The following is a 21,082-nucleotide window of genomic DNA, read 5'->3' on the forward strand; positions in this document are numbered from 1 at the left end:
AAAAAAGACAGCCTTTTAGGGCTGTCTTCTATTTTACAGGAACATCAAGGTGATACAGGCGGCTGTACCGTTCGTTTGCCGCCAGAAGCTCCTCATGGGTTCCTTCCATTTCTGTTTTGCCGTTTTCGAGAAATACGATTTTATCAGCCGCTTCCACTCCCGCGAGATGGTGGGTAATCCATAAAATCGTTTTTCCTTTCAGCACCTCAAACACCGTTTCCATCAATTCACGTTCGGTAATAGGATCGAGGCCGACTGTTGGCTCATCGAGGATGATGATCGGTGTATCCTGCAGCAAAATCCTCGCAAGTGCGATCCGTTGGCGCTCTCCACCGGAAAAACGGATGCCGGTTTCTTGTACAGAGGTATGATATCCATCAGGCAATGACTCAATGTAGTCATGCAGCTTGACCTGCTTTGCGGCGCGGCGCACATCCTCGTCGCTTGCTTCTCCGTTTCCGAGCCTGATGTTGTTCAAAATGCTTGTATCAAACAGGTGCGGTTTTTGATTTAACACGGCCACCGCATCCGCAATCTGATCCTTTAACAGCGCTGTCTCCACTCCGTTTAACGTTACAGAACCGGAGTCCGGTTTCAAGGCGCCCTCGATTAATGCAAGCGATGTTGATTTCCCAGAGCCGCTTCGGCCGAGCAGCGCCATTTTTTCTCCTTGGCGCAGCGTAAAGGAAAAGTTGTGCAGCACTTGGCTGCTGTTGTCATAAGAAAACGTCACATCACGAAAGGCCAAGGTGACATCTTGAAGATCGAGCATTTGATCCCCTGATTCAGTTTGTGACGCCTCCAGCTGAGGAGCCACCTTGTTCATGCGTCTGATAGAATCCTGATAGCCCGGCACTTCGCCTAAGGCATCCGAAAGCGGCAAAAAGGCTTCCGTCAACGGAAACACCACTAGCACAAAAGCGGCAATCATCGTTTTAGCGAGCTCGCCGTCCGCTTGCTGTCCCGCTGTCCAAAACAGCATCAGCAAAATAAGGCCAGCGACAAGGCATTGCGCAGCAAAGTCCCGCCATCTTGTAAAGCGTTGTTTTTTCCGTTCAAGCTCAAACCAATCACGTTCCTCTTTTTCATAAGCATCAATAAAAGCATGCCGGCGTCCGCTGAACATCCAGTCGCTGACACCCATCACAGCATCTGTCAGACGGCTGTACAGCACATTCCGTCCGCTTTTCAGCTTCGCATTCTTCGCTCTCGTCACGAGCAAAGACACAACCGGAAACAATACAACAAGAACAAACAAATACAGCGCAAGCAATATGGCAAACGGCCAAGAGAAGAAGCCGAGCGCTATCACTGACACAGCATACAGGAGCAAGGCTGAGATCGCAGGAAAAATCGTTTTTAAGAAAGCATCCTGCAAATGCTCAATATCCTCAGACAAAATGCCGAGCATATCCCCCGTGCGAAAACGGGAACGCAGCATCAAAGCACCCGGCTCAAGCATATTGTAAAGGCGGACGCGCATGTCAGATACGATTTTCAAAATGATGTGATGGCCGACGAGCCGTTCCACATATCGCGACACAGAGCGCGCAATCCCAAAGGTGCGCACAGCGACAATCGGCACATAAATGAGCAGAATGTTTTCCGGCCTTGTCGCCGCTTTAGAAATCAAAAAACCTGAGGTGAACATGAGAAAAGCAGCAGAAAAAATCGTCACCGCACCCAAAAAGATAACCAGAACGAACAGGCGGGCATTTTGCTTGATATACGGCAAAATCCATTCTTCTTTCTTCATGCTCTTTCCCCCAGTTGTGCCTTCACGAGTTTGGTATACACACCGTTTTTCTCCAGCAGTTCATTGTGAGTCCCGATTTCCGCAACCCTGCCCCCGTCAAGCACGATAATTTCGTCCATATCGAGCATCCAGTGAAGGCGGTGAGTCGCGAGAAAGACGAGCTTATCCTCAAATAAATCCAGCATCGTTTCTTTTATTTCATATTCTGTTTCGATATCAAGATGGGCGGTCGGCTCATCCAGCAGCAGGATCGGACGGTTTCCCAAAAAGGCGCGGGCCAGCGCGACACGCTGTGCCTGGCCGCCGCTGAGCGCCCGGCCGCCTTCCCCGATCCGTCCCTCTAATCCGTCAGGAAGGTTGTTCACCAGCTCCGTCAGTCCCGCTGAGGCAGCAGCACGTGTTGTATCCTCTGCCGAAGCGCTTGGATGGTAGAAGCGAATGTTGTTGCCAAGCGTATCATCAAAAATGTACGGATGCTGGGGAATGTAAAGAAGGTTCTTCTGCCAGCTGCCGTCCTGCAAATGGGACCGGCTTGTACCATTAACCTCAATCATCCCGCCATCCGGCTCTAAAAATCCGCCGAGAATATCAATTAATGTTGATTTTCCGGCGCCGCTTGCACCGATAATGCCGATTTTTTTCTTGCCCTTGAATGAGAGATGAATATCAGACACCGAACGGCCGACTGACACGTCTGACAGCTTCAGCTCATCCTGATCGGACCAAGCTTCGAGCTGAAGCGGCGTCTCTTCTTTAAAACCAGGCTGCGACAAAATCTCTTGAATGGTTTTTCCTGCTTCCTGGCCGTTCAGCGTTGCATGATAATCATTCCCCACTTCCCGCACCGGCAAAAAATACTCAGGCGCCAGAATAAGCGCCGTTAAAGCGGGGCCAAGCAAAATATCGCCGTCAATAAGGCGCAGGCCCAGAAATACTGCGACTGTCGCCACCGACAGCATCGTGAAAAAATCGAGGGCGAATGATGACAAAAACGCCACCCGGAGTGTGCTCATCGTTGCCTTGCGATACCGCTCACTCACATAGAAAATATTTTTGCTGTGTGACTTGCTCAAACCTAAGAAACGCAATGTCTCCAGCCCGCGAAGAGAATCAACAAAATGATTGGAAAGTCTCTGATAGGATTTCCACTGACGATCCGCTTTTCTCTGCGCGACAAGGCCGAGGAGAATCATAAAGATGATCAGAATCGGCATAGCAGCGACTAAAATGATGGCTGATGTCCGATCCTGAAAAAACACATAAATGACAACTGCCGCAGGCACAATCGCCATGCTGACCATTTTCGGCAGAAACAGCTCCAGGTAGCGGCGGAACTGGCTGATGCCTTCCATCGCCAGCGTCACCATTTGCCCCGTCCCCTCTTTCTTTGCAAAGCGGGGGCCTAATCGGAACAGCTGATCAAGAAAACTTTTCCTCAAATCTGCTCCTGTCCGGGCGGCGTATTGATAGACGATTTTCTGTCGCGCCACCGTCACCCCGTGCCGGGCGATAAAAGCGATGAGGAAAAAGCTGATCACCGGAAAAAGAGAGGTAATGCCCTTCCCGTTGAACAGTCCGGTTACGGCCTCACTCAGCCACTCTGCCTGCATAATAATGGCGGCTGTCTGAATCAGCGTTAAACAAGTAATCAAGGTGAGAATCCGCTTCATTCCTTTATATCGAAACAGGTCTTTTCCCATTAATAAGTCATAGGCTCCTTATGGCTGACGCGCTTCCGGAAGACATAATAGCTCCAGATCTGGCTGCCGATGACGAACGGCAATAGCGTTAATGCTGCAATTGACATGACTTTAAGCGAATAATCTCCGGAAGAAGCGTTAGCTACTGTTAAATCGTATGCGCTATGAAGCGAGCTGACCATTACACGAGGGAATAGGGAAATAAAGATCATTCCCACGGTCAGCGCCAGACCAGCGCCTGTCATCCCAAATGTCCAGCCGTCTTTTTTCTTACGAATAAATACAGCCGCGAGCATAAAGCAGATGACAATCAAAACAGCGAGCGGAATGGTAATCTCGCCGCGGCGTGTAAACATGTCTGTCTGATACGCAGAAAGGGCCGCGAAGGCAAGAACCGCTACAAAAACAACACCCATTATCTTTTGCGCCATTTTCCGGGCGCGGTTTTGCAAATCACCAATCGTACGCAGCGTGATAAACATTAATCCATGCTGGAAGCAAAGAAGTGTTACCGTCACACCGCCAAGTATAGAATATACATTGATATAATCAGATACATGTGCGTGAATGTTCATGTCGGCATCAATCGGCATCCCGCGGAATAATGTCGTGAACAGCACACCAAGCACAAACGGAGGAATCAGACTGCCGAAGAAAACGACCCAGTCCCAAACCTTTACCCATTTTAAATGATCCACCTTGCCGCGGAACTCAAACGCGACCCCGCGGCCCATTAACGCAAGCAGCACTATGACAAACGGAATGTAATAACCGCTCAGCATCGTTGCATACCAGTTTGGGAATGCCGCGAAAATGGCGCCTGCGCCAGTCAAAAGCCAGACTTCATTCGCGTCCCAGAACGGCCCGATCGTGTTGATCAGCACTCTGCGTTCTAATTCATTATGGCCAAGAAAACGGGTCGCCATGCCGACCCCGAAATCAAAGCCTTCCAAAAAGAAGAATCCTACAAACAATACAGCAACGAGTATAAACCAAAGATCATGAAGAGATGCCATGGTATACCTCCTGACTAAATGGATCTGTTGATACAGGCACATCATGATGATTATCATGCTCCGCACCTTTTTTAATCTCACGGATAAACAAGAAGACAAGCAGCGCGCCCAGAATCATGTACATCACACCGAATGCGATGATTGAGAATAACAAGGAACCCGCTGTTACGTTAGGCGACACGGATTGAGCCGTTGTCATCAAGCCCATAACCGTCCAAGGCTGACGTCCGATTTCAGTCATAATCCAGCCCGCGGAGTTCGCAAGAAACGGGAAGGAAATCAAAGCAATCATGATGCGCAAATACCATTTGCTGTTTTCTAGCTTTTTGCGGCGGTTTAACCAGAGGCCGCCTAATGCAGCAAGGATCATGACAACGCCTGCGCCAACCATGATACGGAAGCTCCAGAATGTCGTTTTCACTGGCGGAATGTAGTCGCCTTTTCCGTATATTTTTTCGTACTCAGCCTGAAGGGTTTTCATCCCTTTGACACTTCCGCTGAATTTCTGATAAGCCAAGTAGCTCAAGGCATAAGGAACTTTGATTTCATTTGAGCTTTTTTCATTTTTTGTATCGATCGTCGCAAAAGCGGTCCAAGCAGCAGGGTCACCGCTGTCTTCCCATAGGCCTTCACTGGCAGCCATTTTCATCGGCTGTGATTCCATCAAGTGCTCAGCCTGCATGTGTCCGCTAAGGCCGACGCCAAGACCGGCACAAAGGCCGACGATCATTGCGAGTTTAAAAGATTGCTTAAAGAACGGCACTTCTTTTTTCTTCAGCAGTTTAAAAGCACTCACTCCGGCAATAAAGAAAGCTCCAGTGGCAAGCGCACCGAAAATAACGTGCGGGAATTCAACCCAAAGCTGAGGGTTTGTAATCAACGCGCCAAAATCATTCATTTCCGCGCGGCCGTTTTTGATCGTAAAACCGACCGGCTCCTGCATAAAGGAGTTTGCTGTTAAAATCCAGAAAGATGACATGATCGTTCCGAATGATACGAGCCATATGCAGAGAGCGTGAATTTTCTTCGGCAGGCGGTCCCAGCCAAAAATCCATAATCCGATAAAAATAGATTCCATGAAAAACGCCAATAATGCTTCAATCGCAAGGGGAGCGCCAAATACATCTCCGACAAAACGGGAGTAATCTGACCAGTTCAGTCCAAACTGGAATTCTTGCAAAATCCCCGTTACAACACCGACTGCGAAATTTATTAAGAATAAGTGTCCCCAAAACTTTGCCATTTTGAGATACAGCTCATTTTTCTTTACAAGATAAAGAGTCTCCATCAACGCAACCATAAACACAAGCCCGATAGACATCGGCACAAACAAGAAGTGAAACAACGTTGTTGATGCAAATTGTATGCGGGCTAATACCAATTCACTCATGCTTTCTCCTCCATTTCCGGTTAAAACTGTTAATTTGCTCACTACTTCACAAATAGAACCGAGACTTTGATCAGTAATTCACAAAACAGACGAAAAAAATATTGCTCAATATTTCACAAATGTGTCAAAAAGTCGTCCAATATGAGGCAAGATTGCCAGACTGACCAAATGACACAACCTCTGACTGGTTCATATTAAGTACTTTACAACGATTCATTTCAAAAATAAAGCCTAAAATACCTAAAAAGTCCCGCACTATGTGACGGATTTTTGTCTATTTTGTTGCTTATTTATGTCGGCTGCTAGGATAAATGACCCTTTATTATCGTACATCAACACATCGTTCCTTGCGAACAAAATGCTTGCCCCCGCCCCAGCACTCGAGTCTCAGCATTCCGTCATAAACAGATTTTAGTCAGAATGCCTCTTTTCATTTAAACCGGCAAGAGGAGGAAAGTTGAATAGTAAATTTTTAATATATTAATAATTTCAATTTTTTAGTATACTTAACATAGTGAACAATTTCACTGCATCAAGAATAGGGGAGGTTTTTCAATGGGAGAGCTTCAAACACAAATGCAATTGCAAACGGATACAATTCACGAAGGGGTTCGAAAAGAGAATTGGTTTGCGAAAGCCATGAATATAAAAGTAGGCATCATACCGCTTCCTGTGTATGCCTTGCTGTTTATATTAATCACTGTTTTTGTTATGCATCACGATGTAAAAAGTGACATTTTGACATCCATTGCCGTCATGGCGTTTTTCGGATTTACCTTTGCCCAAATCGGCAAATCGATACCGATAGTTCGTTCTATCGGCGGCCCGGCCATCCTAGCTACTTTTATTCCGTCCGCTGTCGTGTACTATCACCTGCTGCCTAATGATATCGTCAAATCCACCACAGAATTTACAGAAAACTCAAACTTTCTATATTTGTTTATCGCCGGCATTGTCGTCGGAAGCATTCTCGGCATGAAAAGAGAAACACTCGTAAAAGCATTTATGAAAATCTTTATTCCGCTTATTGTCGGTTCTGTCACAGCCGCTATTGTCGGGCTGGCTGTCGGGACATTGCTCGGACTCGGATTTCAGCATACCCTGCTGTACATTGTCATTCCGATTATGGCTGGAGGAGTCGGAGAAGGCGCTATCCCGCTGTCCATCGGATATTCTGACATCATGCCCATTTCTCAAGGGGAAGCGTTTGCACTTGTTCTGCCATCGATTATGCTGGGCAGCTTGTGCGCGATTATTCTAGCGGGATTGCTGAACCGCATCGGAAAGAAAAAACCGGAATGGACAGGCAACGGCAAAGTGGACCGCTCCGAAGAAGAGTCCCCTGCGCTGGAGGAATCACAAAGCGGACAACAAATGTTCAACCTTTCTTTATTTGCGTCAGGCGGTATCCTTGCTGTTTCTTTATACTTAGTCGGCATGCTCGCCCATGACTTTTTCGGATTTCCGGCACCCGTTGCCATGCTGTTACTGGCTGTTCTAATCAAGCTGTTCAGATTGGTGCCTGCCTCAATTGAAAATGGCGCGTTTGGAGTGTCCCGCTTTTTTTCAACAGCTGTGACCTACCCGCTTCTCTTTGCGATTGGGGTATCCATGACGCCGTGGGACAAGCTTGTCGCCGCTTTTAACCTCAGCAATATTATTACGATTCTGTCTGTCGTTGTGACCATGATGGCCGTCGGCTTCTTCACGGGAAAATGGCTGAACATGTATCCGATTGAAACCGCCATAATCAATGCGTGTCATTCTGGGCAAGGCGGCACGGGTGACGTTGCCATTTTAAGCGCCGCTGAAAGGCTTGAGCTAATGCCTTTCGCCCAAGTGTCTACCCGCATCGGGGGCGCGATTACAGTATCCTTAACCTTATTGCTGCTGCACCAATTTTATTGATACACCTCGGAGCAAGTTCTTCGGAAAACGAAAGAGCTTGCTTTTTTGCATGTCCGTGTTTTTGCAAGTTCCCATCCCATGCTATAGTAATAGTTGGAAATACTAGATAGAAAGGAATATGGCATGCCTATGGGAACTCATCTATTTCTCTTTATGCTTCTCGGGCTGGGATTTTATTTGATATCAGCCCTGGCAGCAAAACTCATTCCGGCCATAGACTTCTGGATTGATATTGTTCTATGGGTCGGCGCTGCAGTTTACATCTTCTCTCATCTCTCATTCATGGACGGCATTGTCTCAATCGCGACAATGTTCTACTGCTATTGGACCGCAATGGATCTCATTGTTTCAGAGCGTGCGGAAAAACCTTCGGGAGACTGGCAGGAGATCGAGCTGGCCAGAAACAAAACACGCCTCCTGTCAGACATTGCACTGACCGCCGTTGTGTTTGCGGGCGCTGTCATTTTTTTCATCTATGGACCTGACCCAAGCCCCCTCAAATATGTAATCCTTTTCGGCATGATCTCCGGCGGAGGGGCACTGGTGAAGCGTATACTGAATGTTTTCAGCGTAAAGGTTTTTTATTCAGCTGCCTTAGAAAAATTGCATATCAGCTCACACTATGAAACCCGTACATACCCGCTTTCCGATTTGAAGGATATTCAGCTTGAATCAACGGCAGATCTCTTAAAGCTCCATCCGCTTCTGACGATGTATTCATCCCGTTTAGATTTGACAACAAGCTTTCAGCAAGTCATTAAACTGTCTCTTCCCGGCGAAACACTGTTTCTGACGGTGAAGGAACCGCAAAAATGGAAAACAATTCTCCAGGAATACACAGATGCAGAAAACAATGTGGACAATGTGATTTCTGTTTTGCCGTTTTATCATAGAAAAAATGTGAAGCGGCTGCTCGGTAAGCTTTATTTTGCCGCCAGCGTAAAAGGGGTATCCGCTTACGCCTTATTGGTGCTCGCGTTATACGCATTACACGCCTCTCCATGGGTCATGGCTGTTGCCGTAATCCTGTATTGGGTATTCAACATGTATATGTCAGACCGTGTGTTGCGGGCGGCGATGGACGCCAAGCCTTGTCATCATCCGCATGTACAGGCAGCGGCCGATAAGATTTTTCGATCGGCCGGCATTTCCCATGTCCGCATATACGAAACGGAGAGTGATGATTACAACGGAATGGCAGTAGGCATGAATGTCGGGAGGTCAATGGTCATCCTGACAAGCGCCACACTAACACTTCCACAGCGTGTCATTGAAGGCATTCTGGCCCATGAGGCGATTCATATCAAAAAACGTGACGTTCTGTCTTCACAGCTTTTGCGTTTTCTATATCTTGGAGCTGTCGTTGGGATTTTCCTCTTGTTTGAGCAGCATATCACCCATCCCGAGGCCCATAAAATTGTGCTTTGGGCTTTCATTATGGCAATCATTATCCTATTCCAGCTCTATCAATCCTTTTGTTCACAATGGATGGAGGTGCGTGCTGACAATCTTGGCGCATCATTGCTGGAGGGCGGTTACAAACAAATGGCTGAAGCCTTGAGAATCTTGGCGGTTCGGCAGGATGAGGACATACAGAAACAAAGTGCCTACAGCTCTGAAGCAGGTGAAGACGAGCTTCAAATTGATTCTCTCACCCGTGATAAAAGCTGGCTTTTCAGACTGATTGATTTTCAGTTCGCTCCTCATCCCCCTATGTATTGGCGTGTCGGCACTTTATTGTCAAACAAAGGACATGGGGTGCTGAAGCGCTGGCTCAGAGACCGCCTGAAAGAATCGATCACTTTGAAATGAAACCGGTCAGCGTTTCATCCGTATAACAGATATGGTGAAAAAAGGGAGTGACCAGAAGTGATAGTGATCTTATTGATAATAGCTATTATTGTTTTTCTTTCAGTCATTCAGACGCAGTCATCGGATAATAAAAGCCGCCAGCAGGCGGACAGCGGGTATTTCGGTTATTCAGACAACGGCTCACACCATGATGGATGCGGCAGTGACGGAGGTTTCAGCGATTCCGGCTGTGGCGGCGGAGGGGGCGGCGATTAAACGCCGCCTTTTTTTATTTCATTGATTCGATGTACGCACCAAAAGCCGAGCCCGACATGCCTGGGGACACGCGCACACGATGGAGGGCATACATTCCCTGGTCTCTCGAAGCCGCGCCCGGCTCTGTCGTCACGCCCATTTGATAGCCTGTTTTTTCAGCGGCCTTCAGCGTCTCCTCATTGTAGCGCCCTACCGGATAGCTGATGATGGTGGTTTGCTGATGAAACATGTTGTCAAACAGCTTTTTCGAATCAGCCATCTCACTTTGCTGCTGTTGAGGCGTTAATCCGTTCAGTTCAAGGTAGTCAATCGTATGGCTTTCAATCGATATGCCGTGCTGTGCCATTTCCTTCATTTGCTCCTCTGTCAGATGGTGCTTATGTCCGATCGATTTGCCGATCATAAAAATCGTTGCCTTCATCCCGTACTTTTTCAGCACCGGATACGCATCTTGATAATTGTCGGTGTACCCGTCATCAAATGTGATCAGCACGCACTTCTCACTCGGTTTTTTATCCTGCGTCAGCATGAGATATGCCTCTTTCGGCGTTAATGTCTGATAGCCGTTATCATGAAGCCACTTCATATGCGCCTCGAATTCTTTCTTTGGCACACGGAGGCTGTTTCCTGAAGAAATGCTGTGGTACATCAAAATCGGCAGCTTTGCCGGTTTCTCTGTTTTGATCCATGCGGATGTATCGTCTTCTTTTTTCTGAACTTGTACTGCCTTTTCTTCCGGTTTCTTTTGTTCCGCTTTTGGCATCGGCTGCTCTGCATTCGCCTCTTGATCAGCGCAAGCCGCAAGCGCCAAACAGCTGCCCAAAAGAAAGATGCTTAAAAACAATCGTTTCATCGTTCTCCTGCTTTCTGTCTTTTTCTTCCTCCTTTTTCATCGGTTTGATTCTGAAATTTTCAATAGCAAAAAACCGGACATCCCCATGTCCGGTTTTTTTGATCTTATCGGATTCTCACTTCTGTCTCACTGTCAAAGAAATGGCCTTTATTCATATCAAATGCAACCGTCAGTTCATCGCCCGATTGAATATCGAGGCGGGCGTCGATCCGCGCAATAAAGTCTTGGTTGTCTATCTGCGAATAAATCATAATTTCAGAACCGAGCAGCTCTGCAACATTGATTTTCGCCTTAATCGAAGAGTTCTTATATGATTCCACGACAATCAATTCATCATGTATATCCTCAGGACGGATGCCGAAGATGACCTCTTTGCCGATGTAGCCTTTTTCACGCAGCACTTTCATTTTTCCTTCCGGGACGGTTAATGCCGCAGAACCGATTTTGATTAAGCCATCCGTGAGCTTTCCTTTGAAAAAATTCATCGCCGGTGATCCGATAAACCCGCCGACAAAGACGTTTTCAGGGAATTCATATACATCCTTCGGCGTCCCGATCTGCTGAATTTTCCCATCTTTCATGACTACAATCCGTGTCGCCATTGTCAGCGCTTCTGTCTGGTCATGCGTCACATAAATCGTTGTAGTCTGCAATCTCTGGTGGAGCTTAATGATTTCCGCCCGCATTTGCACCCTCAGCTTCGCGTCCAGGTTTGACAAAGGCTCATCCATCAGGAACACCTTTGCATCCCGCACGATTGCCCGGCCCAGCGCAACCCGCTGTCTCTGTCCGCCTGACAGCGCTTTCGGTTTACGGTGCAAATATTCCTCCAGCCCGAGAATTTTAGCAGCTTCCTCTACTCTTTTTTTGATTTCAGGCTTCGGCATTTTCCGAAGCTTGAGCCCGAACGCGATATTATCGTAGACCGTCATATGCGGATAGAGCGCGTAGTTCTGAAATACCATCGCGATATCCCTGTCCTTTGGCGCTACATCATTGACCCGTTTTCCTTCAATATAAAAATCGCCTTTCGAAATTTCTTCAAGTCCTGCGACCATTCGCAGCGTCGTTGATTTCCCGCAGCCGGACGGGCCGACGAATACGATAAATTCCTTATCGGCAATATGAAGGTTAAAGTCATCAACCGCCGGTTCCTTCTGATCATAAAATTTATAAATGTGCTCCATCCGCAATTCAGCCATCTAACATCCCCCTTTGTTATTGTAAACGCTTTCTTATATTGAGTGTAACAGCAATTCCCTCTCGCTAAAATGGGCAGCGTTCATAAAATCATCCAGCCATTTTTCGTGCATATTTCCAATTTATTCTGAACTTTCATTTTGCAGGCAGATAAAATAGGCAAGAAGCGCGCCTTTGTACGATTTGATATCTATCCCTGACCGCTCAATAAATTTATCAATCCGATATTGCAGGCTGTTGCGATGCAGATGCAGCTTTTTCGCTGTTAATGTGACGTTTGAGTTGTTTTCAATAAACAGCTTAATGGTCTTCCTTAGCTCAGCTTCACTTCCAAATAAAAGCTCAGCTTCTTCAGAGAGCAGCGTTTCCAGTTTTTCTTTTTCTGTTTCTAATAATAGAAAAGGAAAGATCATCTCAAAGGTCACACTCTGCACCTGAGGCAGCCGTTTTTCAGCAAACAGGAAATACGCCTGTTCACGAGTGTAATGTTTTCGCAGACACTCATCCGGCTCGTAAAATCTTCCGGCGTAAAAACGGACACTGAAGTAGAAATCACTTTCAAGAACTTTTGCGAGCGATTCCAGTTCGCCCTTCTTCGCCGCCGCTTCACTTTCCTGCTCGACAATCACGCCTCTGTCCTCATGAATCCACACAATCACAAAAGACACCGGCCAAAAATGGCGAACCGCTTCTGTAAAGGACGTCCTTTCTATTTTGCCGAATAAATGAAAGTGAACAAATCTCGTCCGTTTCTTTATGTACGCCGGCAATTCCCCTCTGGAAAAAAGGAACGAAAACCACTTGTTTTCCTCAGGTGATTTCATAGACAGTTGATTGCCCTCATCCGCAGGCGTCAAAAATGATTGCAGCACCAATACTTCTTTTTCACTGATCTCTGTTTTCGGAATGGAGATATACCTCTGATTGCTCTCATCAAAAAAACATAGACAGCCTTCCCTTATGCAAAGCTCCTCAGACACAATCGAACCGGGATAAATAGCCAGCAGCGATTTCATAGAGTCTCCTCTCTTATGTAAGGATCTGTATATTCAGTATAAGGCGAAACACACATGTTCTCCACTAAAAAAGAGTATATCCGGTATAGATAGACGAGAAACTGAAAGGGAAACCTCATTCGTTTACATATTGGCTTCAGCGGAAATAGAAGAGGATATGCAGGACCAAAGGAGGGCCATCTTATGAGTTTCGAAACGTTAAACAAAAGTTTTATCAATGGAAAATGGACTGAGGGAGAAAGCGGACGTACGGAGGACATTTTGAATCCGTATGACCAGTCTGTGATCACAACAGCATCTTTGGCAACGGGCAAACAGCTGGAGGATGCGTTTGGCATTGCACAGAAAGCCCAAAAAGAGTGGGCCAAGAGCACGACGGAAGACCGAAAAGCCGTCCTGCAAAAAGCGCGCGGCTATTTACAGGAAAACCGTGAAGACATCATTATGATGATCGCCCGCGAAACTGGCGGAACGATCATTAAATCAACAATCGAGCTGGAACAAACGATTGCGATTTTAGATGAAGCCATGACGTATACTGGTGAATTAGGCGGCGTCAAAGAGGTGCCATCCGACATTGAAGGGAAAACCAATAAGATTTACCGCCTTCCGCTAGGTGTCATTTCATCGATTTCTCCATTTAATTTCCCAATGAATCTATCCATGAGATCCATTGCGCCCGCAATTGCGCTGGGTAACAGTGTTGTTCACAAGCCTGATATCCAAACTGCTATTTCCGGCGGGACCATCATTGCGAAAGCGTTTGAACACGCCGGTCTTCCTGCCGGTGTCCTTAACGTCATGCTGACGGATGTAAAGGAAATCGGGGACGGCATGCTCACCAATCCAATCCCGAGATTAATCAGCTTTACAGGATCAACAGCAGTCGGGCGCCACATCGGTGAAATCGCCGGGCGTGCCTTCAAACGAATGGCACTTGAGCTCGGCGGCAACAATCCATTTGCCGTTCTTTCAGATGCGGATGTCGATCGTGCTGTGGATGCCGCGATTTTCGGAAAATTTATTCACCAGGGACAAATCTGTATGATTATCAACAGGATCATCGTTCATCAAGATGTGTACGATGAGTTTGTAGAAAAGTTCACCTCCCGTGTCAAACAGCTTCCGTACGGCGATCAAACCGATCCAAAAACCGTTGTCGGCCCGCTGATCAACGAGCGCCAAATCGAGAAAGCACTGGAGATCATTGAGCAGGCAAAGGCAGACGGCATAGAGCTTGCGGTTGAAGGAAAACGCGTCGGAAACGTGCTGACGCCGTACGTCTTTGTCGGTGCGGACAACAACAGCAAAATTGCCCAAACGGAGCTGTTTGCCCCAATCGCGACCATTATTAAAGCTGGCAGCGACCAGGAAGCGATTGACATGGCAAATGATACCGAATACGGCCTCAGCTCTGCGGTTTTCACTTCTGATTTAGAAAAAGGCGAAAAGTTCGCCCTGCAAATTGACAGCGGCATGACCCATGTCAACGACCAGTCCGTCAATGATTCGCCGAATATTGCCTTTGGCGGAAACAAAGCAAGCGGTGTCGGCCGCTTTGGCAACCCATGGGTAGTAGAGGAATTTACCGTGACGAAATGGATTTCGATACAGAAGCAATACCGCAAATATCCGTTCTAAATGAAAAAATCCCTCTGCTTCAAGTACAGAGGGATTTTTCTTTATTTAGATATATCCACAAACCCTTCGCCAAACACATCGCGTACGTCATGAACGATCACAAACGCTTTTTTGTCGCAGCTTCTAATGATTTTTTTCAGCATAGACAGCTCCTGTTTGTTAATGACGATATACAAAATCTCTTTTGATTGGCCCGTATAATTTCCCTTCCCTGATAAAATCGTCACGCCCCGATCCATCAAGGTATTTACCTGCTCTGCAATCTCACTCTTATTTTCTGAAATGACCGTAATGGCTTTTTTCGTATTCAAACCTTCAATAATGAAGTCCATCACTTTGGTACCGATATACAGCATCACGATCGTAAACATCATTTTTTCTGCACCAATAATAAAATAAGAGCTAAATACTACGATTAAATCAAAAAACAAGAGTGCATAGCTGATATTCCAGTCTAAATATTTATTAGCAATTCTGGCCAGAATCGCGGAACCAGCCGTCGTCCCGCCGACCCGGATAATCATGCCGATCCCGACTCCCGCAAATACACCTGCGAAAATCGTATTAATGATCAATTCATCAGACGGAATGCTCCACCCATGTGTCAGATGAAGAAAAAGCGAATTTGCCGCAACCGCAATGATCGTATAAACCGTTGTTTTTCCATCCAGAAACTTGTAGCCGATTAAAAGCAAAAACGCATTTAAGATAAAGTTCGTGACACCAGGAGACCATTGAAACAGATAATACAATATCAGCGTAATCCCAGTGACTCCGCCTTCCCCAAGATCATTGGGAATCGCAAATAAATTAACCGCAAGCGCGAAGAAAAAAGCGCCAATCACAAGCATAAGTACATCCAGCATTCTCTTTTTCATCACGAAAACACTCCTTCTCATTGTTCTGTTCTAGCAAATAAAAAAACCCAGGAGAACGCTCTCGAAAAAGAGCAGAAACTCCTGGGCTTTTATCCCACCGTGTCATAACAGCCAAGCTGCTATGTGTTTTCTCTCGGTCACAGTCCAATTTGCATTGCGGAACCCTAGAAAACCACTGTTTTTATCATATCCTTTTCACTTTCCAATATTAGCATTATAAGGGACGGTTCGAATTGGTTCAAGGGGTATTTGCGGAACTGAAAAAACTTACAAGGGTACCTTAAGAGGCGTTCTTGTTCTTTAAAAAGGCCTTCTCTATTGAGAAGGCCTCCATTCTTATTCCGCACTCTTATACCCATTCACATTAGAAGACTGCCATCTCCAGGAATCAGCGCACATTTCCTCAAGGCCGCGTTTCGCTTCCCAGCCCAGATCCCGCTTGGCTTTCGCAGGATCTGCAAAGCATGTGGCGATGTCTCCCGGGCGGCGGTCCGCAAAACGGTACGGAACCTCTTTCCCTGACACTTTTTCAAAGGCTTTGACCATTTCAAGCACGCTGTAACCTGTGCCTGTTCCAAGGTTGTATGCATCGGCTCCTGTAGAGTTCAATACTTTTTCCAGCGCCTTGACGTGGCCTTCTGCGAGATCAACGACGTGAATATAATCGCGTACGCCTGTCCCGTCTTTTGTCGGATAGTCATTTCCGAATATGCTTAATTGCTCGAGCTTCCCGACTGCTACCTGTGCCACATACGGCATAAGGTTATTTGGGATTCCGTTCGGGTCTTCACCAATCCGTCCGCTAGGATGCGCGCCGAACGGGTTAAAGTAACGAAGCAGCGCAACGCTCCACTCATTGTCGGCTGTATGCAAATCACGCAATATTTGTTCAAGCATGAGCTTCGTCTGCCCATAAGGATTTGTCGCGCCTAATGGAAAGTCTTCCGTAATCGGCGATGTTTCCGGAACGCCGTATACTGTCGCGGATGAACTGAACACGATTTTCTTGACGCCGTATTTCTCCATGGCCTCACATAAAATAAACGTTCCTGTAAGATTGTTATGATAATATTTGAGCGGAATCGCAACAGATTCACCGACTGCTTTTAACCCAGCAAAATGAATCACAGCTTCGATTTCATTTTCAGCAAAAACCGCATCTACTGCTTCCCGGTCCAATAAATCCGCTTCGTAGAACGTTAAATCTTTTCCCGTAATCTCCTTTACACGGTTCAGCGCCTCAGCCGAACTGTTGGACAGATTATCAAGAACAACAATCTCGTAGCCGCTGTTCAATAATTCAACACATGTGTGGCTGCCAATGTACCCGGCACCACCAGTAACAAGTATTGCCATGATGTAAACCCTCCTAAAAAATGACCTGCTATTATTATATAGTGTTTAGGACGGCTCCACATCCATTTTTAAGAAGTTTAATCGTTTATTAATAGTTTTTTCATATGTTATCAGCATTTTCACGCCATGTTACATGACTTTATGCAGCGCGACCAAGTATAGCAGCTGAAAAATCAATCTGCCGGTTGACGTTTTCCTTTCCCTTTTTCGCTATGCTTAATGCAGAAAGGATTTGATGACATGGCGATGAGCCCATATATTTTTATTGTATTGATTCTTATTATTTTATCGATGTACCGAGAGAGAGCTGTCAGACCCGGGAAGTTGCTGATCATTCCGCTGCTGCTCTTATGGGGCGTATCAGCATCGTTTCAGCCGGCGTATTTTCATTCCGTATTACATGTGGCGATCAGCGGCATTTTATTATTAATCGGGCTGGCCTGCGGGTTTGGCATTGGAAAGATGGTAAACGTGCGGATTCACCCGGAAACCGGAAAGGTCACTTCACGCGGCTCCCTTGGAAGTGTTATTCTCATTCTAGTGATACTTTCTTTGCGCATGGCCGCGAGAACATGGCTGCCTGAGAGCAACGAGATGTTTATTGCCATTATTCATTCTATGTTCTTCATTCCCCTCGGCACCATCACAGCACGCAACATCATGCTTTACAAAGCATACCGACGGCTGACCGACGGCAAAGTATCCATTCAATAACCGAAAGAAGGATCAGCATGAACGGACAAACTCCGGCTCGGCACTACTACAAGAAGCTTGTGCCGAGCCTTATTCTCATTTTGAATTGCATACAATTTTTATCTCACCCAGCCAAAGCTGATCCCATTTTGTTAGCATTTGTATTTGCGGTATACTTAGCATTCATTTGGATCATTCCCTATGTGGCATCCACTGCTGTTAGTTTTTGCATATTCATCGGACTCTGGCTCCTGACCGATTTCTTTTGGGCTGTTTCCGGCCAAGAGCAGGGAGCCGCCTTTTTTTTACTCGTATTTTTAATGGTTTATGCAGCCATAAAGCTTCCTGCACGGCTGTCTTTGATCCTTACAGTGTGCCTAATTGGGGGCAATGCTTTCTTTTTGTATTCTATTTTTGACAGCAGCTGGGACGATATCATCAGCAACATCTCGATCATGATCGGACTCTACGTCCTCTTCTCCTCCATGCGTTTCAGACGAGAAGCGAGAAGGGAGGCTGAACGGAATCATGCTGAATTGGCAAAAATGCATGTGCAGCTGGAGCATGCTCATAAAGAACTCCAGAAAGCGCATGCAGAGCTGCAGGAGGCTTCTGTTCTTTCATTAAGGTACGCGGTCCTTGAGGAACGTACAAGAATTGCCCGCGACATTCATGACAGCATCGGTCACGAGCTGACTTCTGTGATTGTTCAGCTTCAATCCCTTCCCTATATCCTTAAAAGCAGCAAGGAGGATTCAGAAAAAGTCATTCAAAATGTACTGAGTGTCGCCAGGGAGTGTCTTCAAGAAGTGCGGTCTGTTGTTCACCAAATGGGCCGTAGTGAATCGATGGTGGGGCTTACCGCTTTGCGGGGGCTCATTCATCAAGTGGAGGAACGGAGCGGCTTGCACGTTTCTTTAGATACTGCCGGACTGTCAGAAGAGTCTTGGCCTCCAAACGTGAGCGAAACGATCTACCGCATCTTGCAGGAAGCGCTGACCAATATCATTCGTCACGCTGACGCTTCTCATGCGGCGGCCGTCATTTCTAATGACAAGTCCCATCTCTATGTCACAATCACCGACGACGGACAATTCACCGGCAGCCTTACTTATGGATTTGGCCTGACAGGAATGAAAGAGCGCGCAGAAAAAGCAGGCGGTTCCCTTACTTTCAGTGCCGTACAGCCGAGCGGCCTGAAAATTGAGCTGTCATTGCCGCTCATGACAACGCATAAGGAGCAAAAAGATGAACAAAGATAACATACGCGTCGCGCTTGCCGATGATCAGCCGCTTGTGCGTGAAGGCTTCCGCTACATCATCAACGCACAGCCGGATATGACGGTTTCTGGCGAGGCCGGCGACGGTCACGATATTATAGCACTCGCAAAACAAACAAAACCCGATGTCATCCTCATGGATGTCCAGATGCCGCATTGCTCAGGCATCGAAGCGGCGAAAGACATTATGTCCGCACTTCCAGATACAAAGATAGTCATTTTAACCACCTTTGACACGGAAGAATACGTATTTGAAGGCATCCGTGCGGGCGCAGTCGGCTATCTGCTGAAGGATACACTTCCTGAGGAGTTGATAGATGCGATTCGCGCTGCGGCGAGAGGCGAGGCGATTTTCCGTACAGTCACAGCTGCTAAAATTATCAGTGAGACATTTCGAGCGAAACAACAGCCTCATGCAGAAGAACTGGCAGAGCCGTTCACCAAAAGAGAGCTTGAGGTTCTTCAGCAAATGGCCTACGGACTGAGAAATGAGGATATTGCTGAAAAGCTTTTCGTCAGTGAAAGCACTGTGAAAACCCACGTGCACCGCATCCTGCAAAAATGCAATGCCCAAGACCGGACACAGGCAGTCGTTTTTGCCATTCGAAACGGTATTGTGCAATAGAAATCTCTCATCCCGCCATGCTAAAATAAGACAAAGGAGATGATTGGAAATGAAAGAAGAAATCATTGAACGGTTTACTACATATGTAAAAGTCGACACACAGTCCGATGAATCCGTTGACACTTGTCCTTCCACACCCGGCCAATTGACATTAGGAAACATGCTCGTTGATGAATTGAAGTCCATCGGCATGCAGGATGCAGCCATTGATGAAAACGGCTATGTCATGGCAACTCTTCCCTCCAATACTGAAAAAGACGTGCCGACAATCGGTTTTCTCGCTCACGTCGACACCGCTACAGACTTTACCGGCAAAAACGTGAATCCGCAAATCATCGAAAGCTATGATGGAAAAGACATCGTTCTTAACGAACAGCTGCAGGTCACCCTGTCACCTGATCAATTTCCTGAGCTGTCCGGCTATAAGGGCCATACACTCATCACCACAGACGGCACCACCCTTCTCGGCGCAGACAATAAGGCCGGTATCGCTGAAATCATGACAGCCATGGATTACCTCATCAAACACCCTGAAATCAAGCACGGCACAATCAGAGTCGCCTTTACGCCTGATGAAGAAATCGGAAGAGGGCCGCACAAATTTGATGTGAAACGGTTCAATGCTTCCTTTGCCTACACGGTTGACGGAGGGCCGCTCGGCGAGCTTGAATATGAAAGCTTCAATGCCGCTGCCGCAAAAATTACGATTAAAGGCAACAACGTACATCCCGGAACAGCTAAAGGAAAAATGATCAACTCTGCGAAAATCGCGATGAAGCTGAACAGCCTGCTGCCGGCAGACGAAGCGCCTGAATATACGGAAGGCTATGAAGGCTTCTACCACCTGCTGTCGATTCAAGGAGACGTAGAGGAAACAAAGCTCCACTACATTATTAGAGACTTTGACAAAGAGAATTTCCAAAACAGAAAAGAAACAATGAAACGTGTCGTTGAAGAACTTCAAAACGAATACGGGCAAGACCGGATTCTGCTGGATATGAACGACCAATACTACAACATGAGAGAGAAAATTGAACCTGTCATCGAAATCGTCAACATTGCCAAGCAAGCGATGGAAAACCTCGGCATCGAACCGAAGATTTCCCCCATCCGCGGCGGAACCGACGGATCACAGCTGTCCTACATGGGGCTTCCGACGCCAAACATCTTTACAGGCGGGGAAAACTTCCACGGCAAATTTGAATACATCTCAGTTGACAACATGGTCAAAGCCGTAAATGTCATCGTTGAGATTGCAAAGCAGTTTGAAGCGCAAGCATAACGCCAAAAGCCAGTCCAAAAAAGGACTGGCTTTTTTGTGTGAAAATGAAACATTTTAAACGCGTCCTCCGTAAAACAAGTATCAACAAATGAGGAGGAAAAACAATGACAAAACATGCAATCGCTGCAAAGAGTCTCTTGAAAAAATGGATCATTTCCAGGCCGCTTAACATGCAAAAGAAATCCAGCCCATTTCAAAAAATCAGAAAAATGTTCAAACGCTTCTTCAAATAAAACATTCAAATCCCTAAATACAATCCCTATTCACCCGTACCGCCCAAATGCTCCGTAATTTGGGTTTTTTGTGTTCAATTCCGCAAAATAGGGTATAAACCAAACAAGCAAGAATACAGCACCCAAAAACAGGCAATTCGAATTACGCAAACTTAGGTTAAAAGTTATATAAAGGAATTTATTTTATC

The 21,082-nt window shown here is 46.5% G+C and carries 18 protein-coding genes and 1 riboswitch; of the genes, 9 read left to right on the forward strand and 9 right to left on the reverse strand.

The features are described from left to right. Nucleotides 1–28: 28 nt before the first annotated feature. The 4 genes from cydC to cydA are packed head-to-tail and all read right to left on the reverse strand — an operon-like array spanning nucleotide 29 to nucleotide 5,862. Complete coding sequence (gene cydC / locus NSQ16_RS20215) at nucleotides 29–1,756, reverse strand: thiol reductant ABC exporter subunit CydC (protein WP_129110599.1); 1,728 nt, start codon at nucleotides 1,754–1,756, stop codon at nucleotides 29–31. Beyond that, entirely contained in the window at nucleotides 1,753–3,456 is a 1,704-nt protein-coding gene (cydD, locus tag NSQ16_RS20220; protein WP_339232433.1) for a thiol reductant ABC exporter subunit CydD, read from the reverse strand. The genes cydC and cydD overlap by 4 nt, the downstream gene beginning before the upstream one ends. After that, nucleotides 3,456–4,472 carry a cytochrome d ubiquinol oxidase subunit II gene (gene cydB, locus NSQ16_RS20225; protein ID WP_003244559.1) on the reverse strand — a complete coding sequence of 339 codons (1,017 nt, stop codon included), beginning with the start codon at nucleotides 4,470–4,472 and terminating at the stop codon, nucleotides 3,456–3,458. Before cydB ends, cydD begins: the two co-directional genes overlap by 1 nt. Then, entirely contained in the window at nucleotides 4,456–5,862 is a 1,407-nt protein-coding gene (cydA, locus tag NSQ16_RS20230) for a cytochrome ubiquinol oxidase subunit I (protein WP_003243795.1), read from the reverse strand. The genes cydB and cydA overlap by 17 nt, the downstream gene beginning before the upstream one ends. A gap of 555 nt (nucleotides 5,863–6,417) precedes the next feature. Here cydA and cimH point away from each other — a divergent pair. The 3 genes from cimH to NSQ16_RS20245 all read left to right on the forward strand — a co-directional run bounded on the left by cimH (nucleotide 6,418) and on the right by NSQ16_RS20245 (nucleotide 9,837). After that, nucleotides 6,418–7,770, forward strand: a complete 1,353-nt coding sequence (gene cimH, locus NSQ16_RS20235; RefSeq protein ID WP_015714950.1) for a citrate/malate transporter CimH — start codon at nucleotides 6,418–6,420, stop codon at nucleotides 7,768–7,770. A 123-nt stretch (nucleotides 7,771–7,893) separates the two neighbouring features. Then, entirely contained in the window at nucleotides 7,894–9,582 is a 1,689-nt protein-coding gene (locus NSQ16_RS20240; RefSeq protein WP_339232434.1) for a M56 family metallopeptidase, read from the forward strand. Nucleotides 9,583–9,639: 57 nt separating this feature from the next. Next, the gene (locus NSQ16_RS20245; protein ID WP_015714952.1) at nucleotides 9,640–9,837 is read left to right on the forward strand and encodes a hypothetical protein; all 198 of its coding nucleotides are present in this window, start codon (nucleotides 9,640–9,642) and stop codon (nucleotides 9,835–9,837) included. A gap of 13 nt (nucleotides 9,838–9,850) precedes the next feature. Here NSQ16_RS20245 and NSQ16_RS20250 read toward each other — a convergent pair whose 3' ends face one another. The 3 genes from NSQ16_RS20250 to NSQ16_RS20260 all read right to left on the reverse strand — a co-directional run bounded on the left by NSQ16_RS20250 (nucleotide 9,851) and on the right by NSQ16_RS20260 (nucleotide 12,906). Beyond that, nucleotides 9,851–10,690, reverse strand: a complete 840-nt coding sequence (locus tag NSQ16_RS20250) for a polysaccharide deacetylase family protein (protein ID WP_339232435.1) — start codon at nucleotides 10,688–10,690, stop codon at nucleotides 9,851–9,853. 104 nt (nucleotides 10,691–10,794) lie between these two features. Then, nucleotides 10,795–11,892 carry a maltodextrin ABC transporter ATP-binding protein MsmX gene (gene msmX / locus NSQ16_RS20255; protein WP_003242648.1) on the reverse strand — a complete coding sequence of 366 codons (1,098 nt, stop codon included), beginning with the start codon at nucleotides 11,890–11,892 and terminating at the stop codon, nucleotides 10,795–10,797. Between the two features lie 120 nt (nucleotides 11,893–12,012). Next, nucleotides 12,013–12,906: a PucR family transcriptional regulator gene (locus tag NSQ16_RS20260; protein ID WP_003227261.1), complete on the reverse strand. Its 894-nt coding sequence runs from the start codon at nucleotides 12,904–12,906 to the stop codon at nucleotides 12,013–12,015. A gap of 183 nt (nucleotides 12,907–13,089) precedes the next feature. On the opposite strand from NSQ16_RS20260, the gene NSQ16_RS20265 reads away from it, so the two are divergent. Continuing rightward, nucleotides 13,090–14,547, forward strand: a complete 1,458-nt coding sequence (locus NSQ16_RS20265) for an aldehyde dehydrogenase family protein (protein ID WP_003227259.1) — start codon at nucleotides 13,090–13,092, stop codon at nucleotides 14,545–14,547. Nucleotides 14,548–14,588: 41 nt separating this feature from the next. Here the strand turns inward: NSQ16_RS20265 and NSQ16_RS20270 are convergent, their stop codons facing one another. Together NSQ16_RS20270 and galE are read right to left on the reverse strand one after the other, a co-directional pair. Beyond that, nucleotides 14,589–15,425 (reverse strand): YitT family protein, encoded by an 837-nt coding sequence (locus tag NSQ16_RS20270; RefSeq protein WP_003242615.1) that lies wholly within the window; start codon nucleotides 15,423–15,425, stop codon nucleotides 14,589–14,591. 76 nt (nucleotides 15,426–15,501) lie between these two features. Next, a riboswitch (guanidine-I (ykkC/yxkD leader) is annotated at nucleotides 15,502–15,604 on the reverse strand. Between the two features lie 157 nt (nucleotides 15,605–15,761). Then, nucleotides 15,762–16,781, reverse strand: coding sequence for a UDP-glucose 4-epimerase GalE (gene galE / locus NSQ16_RS20275; RefSeq protein ID WP_128993555.1), 1,020 nt, complete (start codon nucleotides 16,779–16,781; stop codon nucleotides 15,762–15,764). Nucleotides 16,782–17,021: 240 nt separating this feature from the next. Between galE and NSQ16_RS20280 the strand changes: the two genes are divergently transcribed. From NSQ16_RS20280 to NSQ16_RS20300, 5 genes are all read left to right on the forward strand, one after another. Further along, nucleotides 17,022–17,495 carry a DUF1453 family protein gene (locus NSQ16_RS20280; protein WP_029726184.1) on the forward strand — a complete coding sequence of 158 codons (474 nt, stop codon included), beginning with the start codon at nucleotides 17,022–17,024 and terminating at the stop codon, nucleotides 17,493–17,495. A gap of 17 nt (nucleotides 17,496–17,512) precedes the next feature. Continuing rightward, the gene (gene yxjM / locus NSQ16_RS20285) at nucleotides 17,513–18,736 is read left to right on the forward strand and encodes a two-component system sensor histidine kinase YxjM (RefSeq protein ID WP_230488724.1); all 1,224 of its coding nucleotides are present in this window, start codon (nucleotides 17,513–17,515) and stop codon (nucleotides 18,734–18,736) included. Further along, on the forward strand, nucleotides 18,723–19,379 hold the full coding sequence (gene yxjL, locus NSQ16_RS20290; protein WP_003227244.1) for a two-component system response regulator YxJL: 657 nt from the start codon (nucleotides 18,723–18,725) through the stop codon (nucleotides 19,377–19,379). The genes yxjM and yxjL overlap by 14 nt, the downstream gene beginning before the upstream one ends. 49 nt (nucleotides 19,380–19,428) lie before the next feature. Continuing rightward, on the forward strand, nucleotides 19,429–20,661 hold the full coding sequence (gene pepT / locus NSQ16_RS20295) for a peptidase T (RefSeq protein ID WP_003227243.1): 1,233 nt from the start codon (nucleotides 19,429–19,431) through the stop codon (nucleotides 20,659–20,661). Nucleotides 20,662–20,765: 104 nt separating this feature from the next. Next, nucleotides 20,766–20,894 carry a hypothetical protein gene (locus tag NSQ16_RS20300; RefSeq protein ID WP_003227241.1) on the forward strand — a complete coding sequence of 43 codons (129 nt, stop codon included), beginning with the start codon at nucleotides 20,766–20,768 and terminating at the stop codon, nucleotides 20,892–20,894. Nucleotides 20,895–21,082 lie beyond the last annotated feature (188 nt).

The organism is Bacillus sp. PS108, from assembly GCF_037963335.1.
Classification (GTDB): domain Bacteria; phylum Bacillota; class Bacilli; order Bacillales; family Bacillaceae; genus Bacillus; species Bacillus subtilis.

Coding starts and splice junctions, on each gene's coding strand:
- NSQ16_RS20265 (WP_003227259.1), top strand. CDS start 13,090: ATGAGTTTCGAAACGTTAAACAAAAGTTTTATCAATGGAAAATGGACT.
- pepT (WP_003227243.1), top strand. CDS start 19,429: ATGAAAGAAGAAATCATTGAACGGTTTACTACATATGTAAAAGTCGAC.
- msmX (WP_003242648.1), bottom strand. CDS start 11,892: ATGGCTGAATTGCGGATGGAGCACATTTATAAATTTTATGATCAGAAG.
- NSQ16_RS20240 (WP_339232434.1), top strand. CDS start 7,894: ATGCCTATGGGAACTCATCTATTTCTCTTTATGCTTCTCGGGCTGGGA.
- NSQ16_RS20300 (WP_003227241.1), top strand. CDS start 20,766: ATGACAAAACATGCAATCGCTGCAAAGAGTCTCTTGAAAAAATGGATC.
- NSQ16_RS20270 (WP_003242615.1), bottom strand. CDS start 15,425: ATGAAAAAGAGAATGCTGGATGTACTTATGCTTGTGATTGGCGCTTTT.
- NSQ16_RS20250 (WP_339232435.1), bottom strand. CDS start 10,690: ATGAAACGATTGTTTTTAAGCATCTTTCTTTTGGGCAGCTGTTTGGCG.
- NSQ16_RS20260 (WP_003227261.1), bottom strand. CDS start 12,906: ATGAAATCGCTGCTGGCTATTTATCCCGGTTCGATTGTGTCTGAGGAG.
- cydC (WP_129110599.1), bottom strand. CDS start 1,756: ATGAAGAAAGAAGAATGGATTTTGCCGTATATCAAGCAAAATGCCCGC.
- cydB (WP_003244559.1), bottom strand. CDS start 4,472: ATGGCATCTCTTCATGATCTTTGGTTTATACTCGTTGCTGTATTGTTT.
- NSQ16_RS20280 (WP_029726184.1), top strand. CDS start 17,022: ATGGCGATGAGCCCATATATTTTTATTGTATTGATTCTTATTATTTTA.
- yxjL (WP_003227244.1), top strand. CDS start 18,723: ATGAACAAAGATAACATACGCGTCGCGCTTGCCGATGATCAGCCGCTT.
- cydA (WP_003243795.1), bottom strand. CDS start 5,862: ATGAGTGAATTGGTATTAGCCCGCATACAATTTGCATCAACAACGTTG.
- cydD (WP_339232433.1), bottom strand. CDS start 3,456: ATGGGAAAAGACCTGTTTCGATATAAAGGAATGAAGCGGATTCTCACC.
- yxjM (WP_230488724.1), top strand. CDS start 17,513: ATGAACGGACAAACTCCGGCTCGGCACTACTACAAGAAGCTTGTGCCG.
- galE (WP_128993555.1), bottom strand. CDS start 16,781: ATGGCAATACTTGTTACTGGTGGTGCCGGGTACATTGGCAGCCACACA.
- cimH (WP_015714950.1), top strand. CDS start 6,418: ATGGGAGAGCTTCAAACACAAATGCAATTGCAAACGGATACAATTCAC.